Source organism: Chloroflexota bacterium (assembly GCA_016875535.1).
In the GTDB taxonomy this organism is placed as follows: Bacteria; Chloroflexota; Dehalococcoidia; order SHYB01; family SHYB01; genus VGPF01.
In genome coordinates, this window is sequence record VGPF01000009.1 from 1 (window position 1) to 15,171 (window position 15,171).

Annotated in this window: 17 protein-coding genes; 7 read left to right on the forward strand and 10 right to left on the reverse strand. The window is 64.4% G+C overall.

Features of this window, described 5'->3' with window-relative positions:
• The first annotated feature begins 148 nt into the window (after window positions 1–148).
• Genes FJ039_04390 through FJ039_04405 form a run of 4 tightly spaced genes read left to right on the forward strand, consistent with a single transcriptional unit; the run spans window position 149 to window position 2,884 of the window.
• On the forward strand, window positions 149–1,162 hold the full coding sequence (locus FJ039_04390; protein MBM4405410.1) for a hypothetical protein: 1,014 nt from the start codon (window positions 149–151) through the stop codon (window positions 1,160–1,162).
• Window positions 1,159–1,464: a hypothetical protein gene (locus tag FJ039_04395; GenBank protein ID MBM4405411.1), complete on the forward strand. Its 306-nt coding sequence runs from the start codon at window positions 1,159–1,161 to the stop codon at window positions 1,462–1,464. The genes FJ039_04390 and FJ039_04395 overlap by 4 nt, the downstream gene beginning before the upstream one ends.
• 21 nt (window positions 1,465–1,485) lie before the next feature.
• Window positions 1,486–1,710, forward strand: a complete 225-nt coding sequence (locus FJ039_04400) for a hypothetical protein (GenBank protein ID MBM4405412.1) — start codon at window positions 1,486–1,488, stop codon at window positions 1,708–1,710.
• 10 nt (window positions 1,711–1,720) lie between these two features.
• Window positions 1,721–2,884, forward strand: a complete 1,164-nt coding sequence (locus tag FJ039_04405) for an amidohydrolase (GenBank protein MBM4405413.1) — start codon at window positions 1,721–1,723, stop codon at window positions 2,882–2,884.
• Window positions 2,885–3,043: 159 nt separating this feature from the next.
• Here FJ039_04405 and FJ039_04410 read toward each other — a convergent pair whose 3' ends face one another.
• From FJ039_04410 to FJ039_04430, 5 genes are all read right to left on the reverse strand, one after another.
• Window positions 3,044–3,733 (reverse strand): hypothetical protein, encoded by a 690-nt coding sequence (locus FJ039_04410; protein MBM4405414.1) that lies wholly within the window; start codon window positions 3,731–3,733, stop codon window positions 3,044–3,046.
• Window positions 3,733–4,404: a GNAT family N-acetyltransferase gene (locus FJ039_04415; protein MBM4405415.1), complete on the reverse strand. Its 672-nt coding sequence runs from the start codon at window positions 4,402–4,404 to the stop codon at window positions 3,733–3,735. Before FJ039_04415 ends, FJ039_04410 begins: the two co-directional genes overlap by 1 nt.
• A 16-nt stretch (window positions 4,405–4,420) precedes the next feature.
• Window positions 4,421–4,876: an EVE domain-containing protein gene (locus FJ039_04420; protein MBM4405416.1), complete on the reverse strand. Its 456-nt coding sequence runs from the start codon at window positions 4,874–4,876 to the stop codon at window positions 4,421–4,423.
• Window positions 4,877–5,248: 372 nt separating this feature from the next.
• Window positions 5,249–6,112: an LLM class flavin-dependent oxidoreductase gene (locus FJ039_04425; GenBank protein MBM4405417.1), complete on the reverse strand. Its 864-nt coding sequence runs from the start codon at window positions 6,110–6,112 to the stop codon at window positions 5,249–5,251.
• Complete coding sequence (locus FJ039_04430) at window positions 6,112–6,792, reverse strand: Dabb family protein (protein ID MBM4405418.1); 681 nt, start codon at window positions 6,790–6,792, stop codon at window positions 6,112–6,114. The genes FJ039_04425 and FJ039_04430 overlap by 1 nt, the downstream gene beginning before the upstream one ends.
• On the opposite strand from FJ039_04430, the gene FJ039_04435 reads away from it, so the two are divergent.
• Together FJ039_04435 and FJ039_04440 are read left to right on the forward strand one after the other, a co-directional pair.
• Window positions 6,760–8,241, forward strand: a complete 1,482-nt coding sequence (locus FJ039_04435) for an aminotransferase class III-fold pyridoxal phosphate-dependent enzyme (protein MBM4405419.1) — start codon at window positions 6,760–6,762, stop codon at window positions 8,239–8,241. The two genes, FJ039_04430 and FJ039_04435, sit on opposite strands and share 33 nt — an antisense overlap.
• 322 nt (window positions 8,242–8,563) lie before the next feature.
• On the forward strand, window positions 8,564–9,931 hold the full coding sequence (locus FJ039_04440) for an acetoin utilization protein AcuC (protein MBM4405420.1): 1,368 nt from the start codon (window positions 8,564–8,566) through the stop codon (window positions 9,929–9,931).
• A 9-nt stretch (window positions 9,932–9,940) separates the two neighbouring features.
• Here FJ039_04440 and FJ039_04445 read toward each other — a convergent pair whose 3' ends face one another.
• From FJ039_04445 to FJ039_04465, 5 genes are all read right to left on the reverse strand, one after another.
• Window positions 9,941–10,879 carry an aldo/keto reductase gene (locus FJ039_04445; GenBank protein MBM4405421.1) on the reverse strand — a complete coding sequence of 313 codons (939 nt, stop codon included), beginning with the start codon at window positions 10,877–10,879 and terminating at the stop codon, window positions 9,941–9,943.
• A gap of 149 nt (window positions 10,880–11,028) precedes the next feature.
• Entirely contained in the window at window positions 11,029–11,358 is a 330-nt protein-coding gene (locus FJ039_04450) for a peroxiredoxin family protein (GenBank protein ID MBM4405422.1), read from the reverse strand.
• Between the two features lie 177 nt (window positions 11,359–11,535).
• Window positions 11,536–11,820, reverse strand: coding sequence for a hypothetical protein (locus FJ039_04455; GenBank protein ID MBM4405423.1), 285 nt, complete (start codon window positions 11,818–11,820; stop codon window positions 11,536–11,538).
• A 259-nt stretch (window positions 11,821–12,079) separates the two neighbouring features.
• Window positions 12,080–14,014, reverse strand: a complete 1,935-nt coding sequence (gene dnaK, locus FJ039_04460; GenBank protein ID MBM4405424.1) for a molecular chaperone DnaK — start codon at window positions 14,012–14,014, stop codon at window positions 12,080–12,082.
• A 42-nt stretch (window positions 14,015–14,056) separates the two neighbouring features.
• Window positions 14,057–14,503 carry a MerR family transcriptional regulator gene (locus tag FJ039_04465; GenBank protein ID MBM4405425.1) on the reverse strand — a complete coding sequence of 149 codons (447 nt, stop codon included), beginning with the start codon at window positions 14,501–14,503 and terminating at the stop codon, window positions 14,057–14,059.
• A 193-nt stretch (window positions 14,504–14,696) separates the two neighbouring features.
• Between FJ039_04465 and FJ039_04470 the strand changes: the two genes are divergently transcribed.
• On the forward strand, window positions 14,697–15,158 hold the full coding sequence (locus tag FJ039_04470; GenBank protein MBM4405426.1) for an Hsp20/alpha crystallin family protein: 462 nt from the start codon (window positions 14,697–14,699) through the stop codon (window positions 15,156–15,158).
• The last annotated feature ends 13 nt before the right edge of the window (window positions 15,159–15,171 follow it).

The following is a 15,171-nucleotide window of genomic DNA, read 5'->3' on the forward strand; positions in this document are numbered from 1 at the left end:
GATATCCTAGTGAGCCTAATTGCCAAGGAGAGGGTCGCGGGTTCAAATCCCGTCTTCCGCTCCAGAATCTCAAAGGCCCCCGATCACCGGGGGCCTTTTCTTTCCCTTCTGCACCTCCCCCTCCCTCCGGTATGCTATATTCCCTCTCATGAGTTCTCCCCTTCGCTCTGCCCAAGTCGCCGTTGAAGGCCCCGTCGAAGCCATCGAGGCCTGCTTCGAGCGCGGCTGGACCGATGGCCTCCCCGTCATGCCGCCTACGCCCCAGCGCGTCGCCGAGTTCCTGGACGCCGCGGGCCTCGATCCCGCCGATGTCATCGGCTCCGTCCCCACCCGCGAAGTCGTCATCACCGCCGAAAAGGTCGCCGCCAACGCTGTCATGGCCGGCTGCCTCCCGGAATACATGCCCGTCGTCGTCGCCGCCTGCCGCGCCATGTGCGAAGAGCCCTTCAACCTCCACGCCAACTCCGGCACCCTCTCCGGCGCCGCCCAGATCATCGTCGTCAACGGCCCCATCCGCAAAGCGCTTGCCGTCAACTGCCGCGATGGCGCCTTCGGCCCCGGCTTCCGAGCCAATGCCACCATCGGCCGCGCCGTCCGCCTCGTCATCCGCAACGTTGCCCGCTCCATCCCCGGCTTCCTCGACCGCGCCTCCTTCTCCCAACCCGGCCGCTTCACCTGGTGCTTCGGTGAGAACGAAGAGGAGAGCCCCTGGACGCCCCTGCACGTCGAGCGCGGCCTCTCCCCGGATTCGAGCGCCGTCACCCTCTTCGCCGTTATGGACTCCGTCAAGGCCACCGGCCTCCGGCCCGATTCGCCCCAGTCTTTCCTCGATCGTGCCGCCTTCCTCGTCCGCAGCGTCTGGACCTACGAGCAGACCTCCAGCTACGATGCCGTCCGCAGCCTCCTCGTCGTCATCGGGTGGGAGCACATGGAGCTCTGCCGCAAGGCTGGCTGGACCAAGGCTAACATCCGCGACTATCTCTTCCCCAAGCTCCGCGCCCCTACGAGCGGCTGGGAGTTCCGCTCCCCCATCACCAGCCCGGACAACATCCTCGTCGTCGCAGCGGGCGGCCGCGCCATGATGCAGAGCTGGTTCATGGTGCCCTTCCCGAGCCACGGCCCCGTGACGCGCATCATCGAACCTCCACGGAGGAGCCCATGACCATAGCGGCCAAGCCCTACATCATCCTCGACCCGTCATCCGGCCCCCTCAAGGGCAAAGACCCACGGCCCATGGCCCGGCGCAAGCCCACTCTGGATGGCGCGGTACTCGGCCTCCTCGCCAACGGCAAGTCCAATAGCGGCGAGTTCCTTGAGGCCGTCTACGAAGAGCTTTCGAAGAGCTTCGAGTTGCCTGCGCCGCTTCGCTTCCGCAAGGACAGCGTCTCCGTGCCGCCCAGAAAGGCCGATTTTGAGCGCCTCACCAGGGAAGCGGGGGCCGTCGTCACCGCCATAGGCGACTGAGGCTCCTGCTCGTCGCGCAGTATGCGCGACTGCATCGAGCTCGAGTGGACCGGCGTCCCCTCCGTCGCTATCATCGCCGAACCCCTGGTCGGCTCCGCCGAGGCCATGAAGCGCGTCAGCGGCGTCCCCGATTACGACTACGTCGTCGTCCCATTCCCCGTCGGCGGCCTCAGCCGCGAGATGCTCCAGCTGCGTGCGCGGGAGATCGCCCCCAAAATCATCCACCTCCTCACCGCCAAGCGCTAAGGACAGTCCCATGCCCTCCTACAGCGTCATCTCCTCGGATACCCACCTCGAAATCTCGCCCGATCGGTGGACCTGGCGTCTCCCCGCCGACTACCGCGACCGCGGCCCCCGCGTCGTCCCCCTCACCGAGCGCGACCTGCCGCCGGGCATGCCCGTCTTCGGCGAGGGTTGGATCGCCGAAGGCATAGACCGCGCCGTGCCCCTCGGCATGAACCTCGCCGCGGGCAAAAACCCGGAAAAGCGGCGCACCTACGGCTGGTATTACCGCGAGAACCACATCGGCACGGGCGATGCCGCCCAGCGCCTGCGCGAGATGGACCAGGACGGCGTGGACGCCGAGGTTGAATATGCCGCCGTCGCAGGGCCGGGCTTCCTCGGCCGCATCAAAGACCGCGACCTCTACCTCGCCTGCATCGAAGCCTACAACGATTTCCTGGCCAAGGACTTCTGCTCCCACAACCCCGACCGCCTCTGGGGCCTCGCCCAGGTTCCCTTGACGGGCATCGAAGATGCCGTGGATGAGCTCAAGCGCACCCGGGGGTACAAGGCCATCAAAGGCTGGCAGCTAGGCGCATGGCCCAGCGGCAAAGGCCATCCCTCTCCGGAAGACGATGCCTTCTGGTCGCTTGCCCTCTCCCTGAAAGCGCCCATCACCGCCCACGTCACCTTCAGCCAGGACGCCGCCGGCGAGCCGAAGCGCAGCGGCCAGATCCTCGAAGGCACAGGCGCCCCCCTTCACCAGGTCATGGCCGGCGGCTGTCCGCGCCCCGCCTATACCGTCTGCCAGCTCATCGTCAGCGGCGTCTTCGACCGCTTCCCCGCCCTCCGCATCCACTTCGCCGAGACCGGCGCAGGCTGGGCTCCCTACTTCATGGAGCACGCCGACCAGATCTACCACCAGTTCGGCCACGCCAAGGGCGTCAAGCTCAAGATGCTCCCCAGCGACTACTTCAAGAGGCACGTCCTCCTCGGCTTCCAGACCGACCACTATGCCATGAAGAACCGCCGACTCATCGGTGTGGAGAACCTCTGCTGGGGGAACGACTTTCCTCACTCGGCAGGCGATTGGCCCGAATCCCGCCGCGTCATCGCCGAACACCTCGCGGACGCCACCGAAGACGAACGCCGCAAGATACTCTGGGAAAACGTCGCCCGCTTCTACGGCCTGGTCTAACGCCCTTGCCACCCTGAGACCCCGGAGTCCGCATTCGAGGTCGAAGGGGCTGCTCCTCAGCCCCTTCGTTCAATCTCCTCAGTGGTTCACCTATCTCTCCGGAACCTTGTCAGATCTGTGTTCATCTGTGCAATCGGTGGATGCACTCCTCTCCTTCCCCTACCTCAGCGGCGAAAACCCCAGCGGCAGCAGCATCCTGTCCTGCCACTCCTGCCGCCACTGCCACCCCTTCCGCATCCAATCCCACTCCCCCTGCTCCGGCAGCGGCCGTCCCGGCTTCATCCAGCTGCTCGGCTCGAACAGCCCCTTGCGGCCCGACTCGTTGGAGACGTACCACAACAACTCCCGAGGCTTCATGTGGTTCAGGAAGATGCCCTCCACGCGCCACCCGGCGGCATCCCACTTCGGGATCGCCTCCACCTTCAACGCCTCCAGGTACTCGATCAGCTTCCCCGCATTCACCTGCATCGTCTCGTGGAAGAAAAGCCTGCGGCGCTTCGCTCCGCGCACCACCCCCGGCTGCGGCGCCGGCGAGACCGGCACCGGCGACATCAGCTTCCCCTCCACGTCCTCCACCAGCGTCGCAAGCTCCCTGCTCCACGCGCCGCCCTTCGGCTGCGCCTTCGGCGCGCGCAGCAGCCAGCCTTCGTCGGAAAAGGCATCCGGCGACTCCACTTTCCAGATGAGCAGCGCCTCGCGGAGCGCCAACTGCACCTGCCACGCCCCCACCAGCTTCAGCCCCGCCCGCTCCGTCGCCGCCACTCCCCGTTTTTCCATCGCTGCTACGTACGCATCCCACTTCCCCGGCGTCACCTTCACGATCTCCTGCAGATAGAGCGTGGATTCCATCACATCCCTCCCCGTTTATGCTGTGCCAGCCACTCCTCGCGCAGGATGGCATAGAGCTTTCGGTCTTGGAATTTCCCTTTGGGTTTGTCGTGTTGTCGCAAGAGCCCTTCGTATCGCATCCCGCACTTCTCCATCACTCGATACGATCCGATATTATCGGGACTGCAGCGCGCCTCCACCCGGTTGATACCGAGTCGCTGGAACGCGAAGCGCAGGACCTCTCCGAATGCCTCCGTCATGGAGCCCTGCCCCCAGGAATCACGCGCTAAAGCGTACCCGGCTTCGATGCGTGCGTCCTTTTCTGAATAATGGATAAATCCGATCGCCCCGATGAGCCGATTATCTGTCTTACGCACGATGGCCCAAGAGGCAGGTTCGCCTCTGCGATAGTGCTTCAGCGTATCGCGCAGAAAACTCTTCGCATCCTCGATTGAGCGATGCGTCGGAAACGCGACATGCTTCGTCACCTCCGGGTCACGACCGTACGCATAGACCGCCTCCGCATCCGCCATCGTCAGCTTCCGCAGCACAAGTCGCTTCGTCCTCAGCGTCGGCAGCTCCCGGAATAACTCACTCGCTTTCATATCCTGCCCCCTAAACCTTTCCCCATCTGCGTTCTCTGCGACATCTGCGGACAATCCTCCCCTCCGTAACCATGCTCCCTGCTCCATGAACCTCTCCTCCCCCCTACTTCCCCATCCTCACCACCTCGCTCCACTCCGCCTCCGTCACCGGCTGCACGGAGAGCCGACCTCGCTTCAACAGCACCATATTCGCCAGCGCCGGGTTCGCCCGTATCGCCTGGACGCTCACCGGCCGCCTGAACCGCATATCCGGCTTCAGGTCCACCACATACCAGATCGGGTTCTCCGGCGTGCTCTTCGGATCATAGTGGTCCGACTTCTTATCCATCGCCGATTTGTCCGGGTGCGCCTCACGCGCCACCGTCGCCGTCCCCACGATCTCCAGCGGGTCGGTGCTGCTGTGGTAAAACAGCACCCCATCGCCAGTCCGCATCGCGCGCAGATTGTTCCGCGCCTGGTAGTTCCGCACCCCGTCCCACTCCGCCATCTTGTCCCTCACCAGGTCGTCATATGCATACTCCCCCGGCTCCGATTTCACTAGCCAATAGCTCTTCGCCATCGCACTCCTTTTCCTCTCTGTCGCCCTGAGGCGCGGTGATGTCCAATCACCACGACGAACGGGCCTGCGCTCTCCGGGTTGCCCCTCAGCCTATCCTCTACTCCGGTAGGGGCTGGCCTACCCACAGGGCTCCGATATCACCGGAGAGGCCAGCCCTCCCTGTCGAGCGCACCCTGCGCTCTTACCCTCGCCCAGCTTCCTAGTGCACCTCGGGAAGCGTCCGGGAGAGGGCCAGGGGAGAGGTCTCTGAAATCCCCCAGGTTGCCCCGCAACCCACCCACCAAACTGGGCTGCTACTGCAACCCCTATCCCTCCCTTCGTGTGCTCGTCTTCGAGCTACGGAAGGGGCCAGAGGTTAGGTCAAATTTCCCCCTACCCCACAACCTCCGCCAACCGCTCCATTTGCTCCATCCCGTTATCCGTCGGCGAAAAGATCACCTCATCCGCTCCCGCGTCCGCGAATGCCTGCACCGCCTGCCGTATCGCCTGCGGCGAATCCAGGATCCCCTTCACCGCTCCCTCCGCCAGCGCCGCGCCGCCGAACGCGTAATACCCGCGCACATATGCTCGCCCGCGCTCCTTCGCTTCATCCCCCAGGGCGAAGAACGACCCCGCGACGAATCGCGGCCTCCCCGGCCGCCCCGCCTCGCGCCATGCCTGCTCCGCCGTCGCGTACAGCTTCCCCGCCGAGCGCGGCCCTGTGCTTGCGATATACCCGTCGCCCCATTTCGCGATCCGCATCGCCGCCTTATCGGAGAACCCCCCGATCAGCACCTCCGGCCCGCCCTTCCGCGTTGGCGCAGGCCCAATCACTCCCTGCCCCTCCGCGAACGGCTTCTGCGACCAGATGTGATGCAGCAGCTCCAATTGCCTATCGAACCTTGCCCCGCGGTCCTTGAGCTCCGCAGTCGCGGCGGTGAAATCATCCTGGCGGATGCCGATGCCGAGCCCCAGCGTCAGGCGTCCTCCTGAGATTGCGTCCAGCGAAGCCGCCTCTTTTGCGAGGACCCCCGTCTGTCTCAGCGGCCCGATGAGCGCGGCCGTCACCAGCCGCACGCGCCTCGTCACCGCCCCTGCTGCCGTCAGCGCGATGAGCGGGTCGTAGTTGGCGTAGACCAGCCGGTCAATGACGCTAACCGAGGAGAACGGCCCCGCATCCGCCCTGCGCGCCCACTCCAGGATGCGCTCGCCGGACGTGCCGGGGATCGTGGATGGCAAGCCGATGCCGACTCTGATCATTTCGCGATGAACGACTTCTCTGTCTGCACCCACGCGAACTGGATAGCCTCGACGATTTGCTTCGGCCCGCCCGCCCGGAAATACGGCGCAACGTCCTCCAGGTGATAGCGGTTCTTATCGTAGAGTGTCATCCCCGCCTGGTCGGCGAACTCCAGCTCCCACACATGCGTCCACTTATTCGGCGGCCCGTACTCGTGCAGCACATGTCCCAGGGAAAAATTACCGATGCTCGGCGCCTCTCGCGGCAGGCCCAACAGCATCTCCTCCAACTCCGCCACCTTGTCCTTCGGCGTCCCGTCCTTCACCTGGATCGCCATCACCCGCCTCAGCAGGTTCCGCATCCCCGGGCTCCGCGTCCCCGAGCGATAGGCTGAATAGTAGATCGGCTCGAACTTGTCCGCGATCCGCGTCGGCGCCGACTGGCTGAAGACCGGCACCAGCTTCTGCACATGGTACGGGTGGTCCTGGTACGCCTGCACCGCGTTCTCCCCGGTGAACTCCATATCCCACATGTGCGAGATGGGACTGTTCGCCCGCAGGTTCGCCCCGATCTGCACCCGCGCGATGGACGGCACCTTGCTTGGCAAAGCGCGCACATCGCCCAGAACGGTCTCCGCCTGCGCAGGGCTCGTCCCCTCCTTGAAATGCACATAGGACACTCGACGGATCATCGCCATCACCTCGCTTCAAAGTGGCGAAACTATAGCACAGCCCCTGGCCCTCCCCCCGGATTACCCCCGGGCCCTTCCCCTCCCTTGACGGCACCATCGCCTCACGCCATAGTTACGCCCATCCTTCGCCAGGAGCGCCCCATGCCGGAAGACCCCATCGCCCAGGAGTACCGACGCCTCACCCCCAAGTCGCGCAAGGTCTGGGAGCGCACCGGCAAGTACATCGCCGGCGGCCTCTCCAGCACCGGCTCCATGGTTCCCTACCCCACCTACATCGTCCGCGCCGAGGGCCCCTACCTCTATGACGCCGATGGCCGCCGCATCACCGATTTCATGAACGGCAGCATGGGCCTGCCTCTGGGGCACAACCCGCCTGCCGTGCGCAAGGCCCTCCAGGAACAGATCAAGAACGGCATGTTCTACACCCTCGCCTCTGTCTACGAAGAGCGGTTGGCGAAGCTCATCTGCGGGCGCATCCCCTCCGTGGAAAAGGTGCGCTTCGCCCCCACGGGTAGCGAGGCGACGATGTTCGCCCTGCGCATCGCCCGCGCCTTTACCGGGAGAGGCAAGATCGCCAAGATGGACGGCGGCTACCACGGCAACCACGATGTCGCCTGGATCGGCCTGGGGAAGAACTACCTCCGCGACCCCCAGCAGACGGCGGCGGGCCTGATGCCCGGAACGGCCGAGAGCGTCGTGCGCCTCCAGTTCAACCACACCGAGGAGTGCGAGCGGCTCATCACCCGGCACAAGGACGAGCTTGCCGCCGTCATCGTCGAGCCTGTCCTTGGCGGCGGCGGCTGCATCACGCCCATCCCCGGCTTTTTGGAGATGCTGCGCGAGGTCACCAAGCGCCACGGCATCATCCTTATCTTCGACGAGATGATTTCCCTCCCGCTCTCCAAGGGCGGAGCCCAGAAACACTATGGCGTCATCCCCGATATGACCACCGCCGGGAAATCGGCCGGCGGCGGCATCCCCTTCGGCTTCTTCGGCGGCCGCGAGGACCTCATGGCGCTCACGGCTCCCGGCCCCAGCGGCGAGCGGCCCATCGTCAACCACGTCGCCACCTATTCCGGCCATCCCCTGGCGATGGTTGCGGGCGCGGCGGCCCTTGAAGCCATGACGCCTGCCGTCTACAAGTACATCCACTCCCTGGGCGAGATGGTTCGCTCGGAGATGCGCGCCCTCTTTGCTAGGATGGAGCTTCCCATCAAGGTCACGGGCGTTGGCCACATGTTCTGCTACCACTGGAGCGAGGCCGACGTGTGGGACTGGCAGACCTCAGCCGCAGCCCGCGCCGACCTCTCCGGCAAGCTCGGCATGGCCCTCTTCAACAAGGGCTACTTCGCCCGGGGGCGCGGCATCGTCACCGCCGCCACCAAGCCCGCCCACGTCAAAGGCCTGATCACGGCTATGGAAGGGGCTCTTGTGGAGACTGGCCTGGCGGGGTAGCTGCTCCTCCTTCCTACCTTTCTGCGTTCCTCTGTTCCCTCCTCATCTCTGTGCCCTCTGTGCTCTCGGTGGTAGACCCTCTTGTCCTCTCCCCACTTGACGTTAGTACTTACTATGGAAGTAGAGGAACGTATGGCGATACACCCTCAGCCTATGCCACAGAGTTCTGCAGAGCGGCCCCGTTGCGGGACGCCGCGCCGAATGGTACCCGGCGCTCAGCCCCCGCATCGCACTCGCACCTGGCCTAGGCCCACGCGACAAAGGAAGATCGTACGATCTGTCCGTCCTGGACGACTCATACGCGGGCGTGACCGGCTGACCCATGTCGCCGAGGGCACTGTGGGGAAGTCGCGAGACCGCTATCGCGATGCCCTGTCCCGGCCTTCCGGGAACGTTAGACGCCCGCACCTTTGCTGGACGCGTCCACCCATGGCACACCGTCGGGCCCTCTGCAGAACAAATTTCCCCACCAAAGACACCCTCGGAAAGGAGTCATCCAAAAGAGCCGCCACGCCGAGCGCGCATCAATACCTCCCAAGGCTTGTGTAGAATATCGCCGGAGAGAAAGATGGCGGCACGGCGCGCGGCGTTCATTTATGACCACCAGGTTTCGACGCATGTGCTCCGCACGGACCACCCGATGCGGCCCACGCGCCTGAGGCTGGTCTACGAGCTGCTGGATGCCTACGGCGCCTTCCGGCGATCGGCGTTGGTTGCGCCGCGGCCGGCGATGGTGGAAGAGCTGACGTGGTTCCATGATCGGGACTATGTGGACGCCGTCGCCTCCATCAGCCGGGGGGAATCGGAGTATGCCCCGGAGCGGTACCACTTCAGCGCCCAGGGGGATAATCCGCCCTACGAAGGGATGTATGAGGCCTCGGCGCTCTCCACCGGAGGCTCGCTCGTGGCGGCGGAGCTTGTGGCTGAGGGCCGCGCCGATGTGGCCTTCAACGTCTCCGGCGGGCTGCACCACGCGATGAAGGGCTACGCCTCCGGCTTCTGCATCTTCAACGACCCGGTGATCGCCATCGAGTTCCTCCGGCGACGGGGCCTCCGCTGCGCCTACATTGACATAGATTGCCACCACGGCGACGGTGTCCAGGCGGCCTACTACGCCACGAACGAGGTGCTGACGATCTCGCTCCACGAATCGGGGAGGTTCCTTTTTCCGGGGACGGGCGACGTGGAGGAGATGGGCGCAGGCAAGGGGAAGGGCTACTCGGTGAATGTGCCCCTGGGGCCGTACACGGACGATGCGACGCATACGTGGGCCTTCGAGCAGGTGGTCCCGCCGATCCTGGCATCGTTCAAGCCCGATGTGCTCGTGACGCAGCTGGGGATGGACACGCACTTCAACGACCCGCTGACCCACGGCGGCATGACGGTGGAGGGACACGGGCAGATCGTGAAGCGCCTGGGGGAATTGACCAAGAAGTGGGTCGCGCTCGGCGGCGGAGGCTATGACCTGGAGGCGGTGGCGCGCGGCTGGGCGAACGATTACGGCATCATGGCGAACATGGAGCTTCCGGACGCTATCCCCGCGACCTTTCGGGAGAAGTACGGCATCGCGAAGCTGAGGGACGGCGGCGCGCCCCTGGATGCAGAGACGCGGCGGCGGGCGCGGGCCTTTGCCGAGGCGACGGTGGAGAAGGTGCGCCGGCTGGTCTTCCCGGTCCACGGGATCGGCTAGGCGGCGCGGCTATTCCACAGGGGCGATGGCGTCTATCGCCTTCAGGTCTTCGGGCGTAAGCCTCCAGGTGAGGCCTTTGGCGTTCTCCACCACCTGCTCGGGACTCGAAGCGCCGCAGATGATGGTGCTGACTGCGGGGTTGCTGGCAAGCCAGGCGATGGCAAGCTCGCCGACGGTGTGGCCGCGCTCCTTGGCGAACTTTTCCAGAGCGGCCACCTTTGCGAAGTTGGCGTCCGTGAGGGACCTGCGGAAGTTGGCGGCCTTATCCATGCGGCTCCCGGGAGGGATGGGCGCGCCCTGCTTGTACTTGCCGGTGAGCACCCCGGATTCCAGAGGGAAGTAGGGGATGAGGCCGATGCCGAAGTGCTTGCAGGCGGGGATCAGCTCTTTTTCCACGCCGCGCTTGAGGAGGTTGTAGTAGTTCTGGGCTGAGACGAAGCGGTTGAGGCGGTTGGTTCGGGCTGTCCATTCGGCCTCCGTCGCGAACCAGCCGGTGTAGTTGCAGCTGCCGATGTAGCGCACTTTGCCCTGGCGGATGACGTCGTCCAGGGAGCGGAGGGTTTCCTCCAGGGGCGTGACCATGTCCGGGATGTGGAGCTGGTAGAGGTCTATGTAATCGGTCTGGAGGCGCTTGAGGCTGGCCTCCACGGATTCCATGATGTGCTTGCGGGAGGCATCCGCCATGTTGCCGCCGCCGATGGGGACGGAGCCGAACTTGGTGGCGAGGATGACCTTATCGCGCTTGCCTTTGATAGCCCTGCCGATGAATTGCTCGGAGAGGGTGTTGCTGTAGATGACGGCGGTGTCTATGAAGGTGGCGCCGATGTCTATGGACTGATCCAGGACGCGGGTGGACTGGGATTCATCGCTCCTGGAGCCGAAGTTGTTAGTGCCGAGGCCGAGGATGGGGACTCTGAGGCCTGAGGTTCCGAGTCGGCGCTGTTCCATGAGGCGGCTCCTTTGGCGCGTGGTGAGGCGGCAGACATGATAGCAGAGGCAGGAAGGGAAGCTCTCTCCCGAGGAGAGCCTTGAAAAGGAGGACTAGGAGGGCTCCCGGAAACTCTGGGGTCCTCCATAGGGTGAGAGTGGTGCCGTGGTTAGGCCTTAGGGAGACGAGCGAGGGCGGAGAGCATCGTTTGACTGGAGGGGATGTCCCACTGGGTGCGGCAGCGGTAGATGAATCGGATGAGGCCTTGCCTGTCTATCAGGATGGCGGCGGGACGGGCCAGGTGGAAGGAGTCGTACGAGAGGAGGACATGGAGGCCATAGGCCTTAATAACGGCGCGGTCAGGGTCGGAGAGCCAATCGAAGGGGAGGGGATTTGCGTCGGTCCAGTGGCGCAGGGAATCGGGTTTCTGGGCGGCGATGGCGAAGACGGCCACATCCGCGGCGGCGTACCTGGGGAAGTCTTGGCGCAACTGCGCCAGCCAGCGGCGGCAGTTGGGTCAGAGGGTGCCGCGGAGGAAGACGAGCAAGAGGGCGGAGCGCTTGAGCGTTTCCGCCAGAATCACGGTCCTGCCGGAGGCAGCGGTGAGAGAGAAATCGGGTGCGGGGTCGCCTTCGCGCAGGGTGGCGGTGCGGTCGCGGGACAAAGGGCCCCGCCGCTAGACGGACTTGGGGGCGCGCTGGGATGTGACGAGAATGGCATGGGCCTGATCGCCGACACCTTCCGCGATGCAGTCCATGAGGGTTGCGAAGATGCCGCGAGAGAGAAGCATCAGGCCTTCTTTGTCCTGAGGATTCGTGCGCAGGAGGTCTTCGCGGCGCTGGGAGAGGGACTGGAGGCGCTCCAGGAAGTGCTGCTGGCGCTGGCTGAGGCCTGCGCGGCTCGTGGAGGCAGGCTCCAGGGCGATGAGCCGAGGCTGTTCAATCTGTTCGGAGGGCGCCATGGGAATCCTCCTCTATCAGCGGGCTATCACTGTCATTATATACAGCGTTCGCGAGATTTTACCACATGGATGAATCACGGTTCATGAATTGAGTTGCAGCGGCCTCTCCCGGGCGGACGGCGCTCTCCGGTGCGGCACAGGGAGTCGTGGAAACGATAGGGCGCATCCCTATCAACCAGGATGCAAACACTTCCGCCTGACCTATCGGCTCAGGCGGACTGGGCCGAGGAAATGTCCCGGCGAGGGAGTTCACACTACGCTAGACCTCGCGATACTGGCCTTCAACGGTGTCACCGCCTTTGCCGCCGCCGGGGCCGCCATCGCCGGGCTGGCCGCCTTCTTGTCCGGGACCCGGGGGGCCGTCTTGCTGAGGGCCGGCGCCGGGATGGCCTTTGGCATAGACGTGCTGGCCGATCTTCTGCAGGGCCTCTTCAAGCTCGGCGAGGGAGGACTTGGTCGCTTCGGCGTTGTTGGCCTGGAGGGCTGAGCGCAGGGCGGCGATCTTGCCTTCGACGTCCGTTTTGAGGTCGGCGGGGATGGCCGCGGCGTGATCCTTGAGGAGTTTTTCTGCGTTGTAGGAGGCGCTATCGGCGCGGTTCTTGACGTCCACTTCTTCGCGCTTGCGCTTATCCTCTTCGGCGTGGGACTCGGCCTCCTTGACGAGCTTTTCGACGGCGGCCTTATCGAGCCCGGAGCTGGGCTGGATGACGATCTTCTGCTCCTTGCCGGTGCCCTTATCTTTGGCGGAGACGGAGAGGATGCCGTTGGCGTCTATATCGAAGGTGACTTCGATCTGGGGCATGCCGCGCGGCGCAGGGAGGAGGCCATCCAGGATAAAGCGGCCGATGGACTTGTTGTCCTTGGCCAGCTGGCGCTCGCCCTGGAGGACGTGGATCTCCACGCGAGGCTGGCTATCGCTGGCGGTGCTGAAGGTCTCCGACTTGGAGGTGGGGATGGTGGTGTTGCGCGGGATGAGTGACGTGGTGACGCCGCCGAGGGTCTCCACGCCGAGGGTGAGCGGCGTGACATCCAGGAGGAGGATATCGCGCACTTCACCGGCGAGGACGGCGGCCTGGATGGCGGCGCCGACGGCGACGACCTCATCCGGGTTGACGCCGCGATGGGGGTCCTTGCCGAAGAACTCCTTGACCTTCTGGATGACGAGGGGCATGCGGGTCATGCCGCCGACGAGGACGACTTCGTTGACGTCCTTTGGGGTGATCTTGGCATCGGCGAGGGCCTGCTTCATGGGCGGGAAGGTGCCCTCCACCAGGGGCATGACGAGCTGCTCGAGCTTGGCGCGGGTCATCTGCGTGACGAGGTGCTTGGGGCCGCTGGCGTCCGCCGTGATGAAGGGGAGGTTGATCTCCGTCTGGTTGACGGAGGAGAGCTCGATTTTGGCCTTCTCCGCGGCCTCCTTGAGGCGCTGGACGGCGAGGCGGTCCTTGGTGAGGTCTATGCCGTGCTCTTTCTTAAATTCGCCGGCGAGCCAGTCCATGATGACCTGGTCGAAATCGTCACCGCCGAGCTGGGTATCGCCGTTGGTAGACTTGACTTCGAAGACGCCATCGCCGATGTGGAGGATGGAGATATCGTAGGTGCCGCCGCCGAGATCGTAGACGGCGATGACCTCGTCCTTCTTTTTATCGAGGCCGTAGGCGAGGGCAGAGGCCGTGGGCTCGTTGATGATGCGGAGGACATCGAGGCCCGCGATGGTGCCGGCGTCCTTGGTGGCCTGGCGCTGGGCGTCGTTGAAATAGGCGGGGACGGTGATGACGGCCTTGGCGATCTTTTCGCCGAGCTTGGCTTCGGCGTCTTCCTTGAGCTTACGGAGGATCATGGCGGAGACTTCCGGGGGTGAGTTGGTCTTTCCGCCGAGCATCACCTGGGCATCGCCGTTGGGGGCCTTGACGACCTTATACGGCACGTTCTTGGTATCGCGCTGGGCGGAGGGATCATCGAACTTGCGCCCCATGAAGCGCTTGATGGAGTAGATGGTGTTCTCCGGGTTGGTGACGGCCTGGCGCTTGGCGACCTGGCCGACATAGCGCTCGCCGGTTTTGGGGTTGATGGCGACGACGGAAGGGGTAGTGCGTCCGCCTTCCGCATTTTCGATGACGCGCGGCTCGCCACCCTCCACGACTGCGACGCAGGAGTTGGTGGTGCCGAGGTCTATACCGATGATCTTTGCCATGACGGGGCTCCTTGCTGGAGTGGGTTCCTGGGATTGACGCGTCTATGCGTTGACGCGAACGTGGACGGTGGTGGGCGGGCCGCGACGAGCGGCGGTGGTGAAGGAGGGAGGCGCGGCCCTCTCCTGCTCGGCCTCTTTTTCGCCGACGACCTCGACGCCGAGGAGGGAGAGGACATCGTCAATGCCCTTGAGGGCATGCTGTTTGGCCTGGCCTTCGCCGGACTCCGCGGCAAGGCGCGCACGGAGGTTCAGCAGTTTGTTGGTGATAGCCAGAGCCAGTTCGACGCCTGCGAGGTTCAACTCCAAATCTTCCACGAGGTATTTGATAAGGCGCAGGCGGGCGATATCTTCCTCCGAGTAAAGGCGAAGCGTGCCCATGCGAGGCGGCTCGATAAATCCGGCGCGCTCATACTTGCGGAGGGTCTGCGGGTGCAGCTCCAGCAACTGGGCGGCAACACTGATGATGTAGAGGCCTTGCGCTTTTCTCATCGTGCCCTTGCCTCCGTGTGAGTCGTTTGGAGACACACCCATTTATAGCACCATGTCACGGGAATGTCAACGGAACGGGATAGGGGGAATGCACCTTATGGTGCTATGTCTATTGACATGAGAGATATCAATTCTTCTACTGCGTAACGAATCATCGGCCGCAGGCCCGAAGGATATCAGAAGGAGACTAGCGATGATCTTGCAGATGCGGCATCCGTTCATGGAGTTGGAGTCCATACGACAGGCGATGGACCGGGTGTTTGAGGACCCGTTCAGGTTCTCAAGGAGTGTGGCGGCCAGCGCGCGCTCCACAGGCGTGGACATGTATGAGACGCCTGAGGAGCTTGTGGTGCGGGCGGAGTTGCCGGGCGTGAAGCCGAGCGACGCCGAGATCACGATCGAGCGCGGGCGGCTGACGATCCGGGCGAAGCGGCAGGAAGACGAGGAGGCGGAGAGGAAGGCCGTCCGTTGGTTCTATCGCGACCTGTGGACGGTCGATTATGCGGCGACGGTGATGCTGCCCGATTCCCTAGTGGTAGACCAGGCGAAGGCTACGTATGAGAACGGCATCCTGACGCTGAGGATCCCGAAGGCGGAAGGGGCGAAGCCGAAGCAGATTAAGATTTCGGTGAGCGGCAAGCCGGCAGGGAAATAGCCCGGGCCGCCGA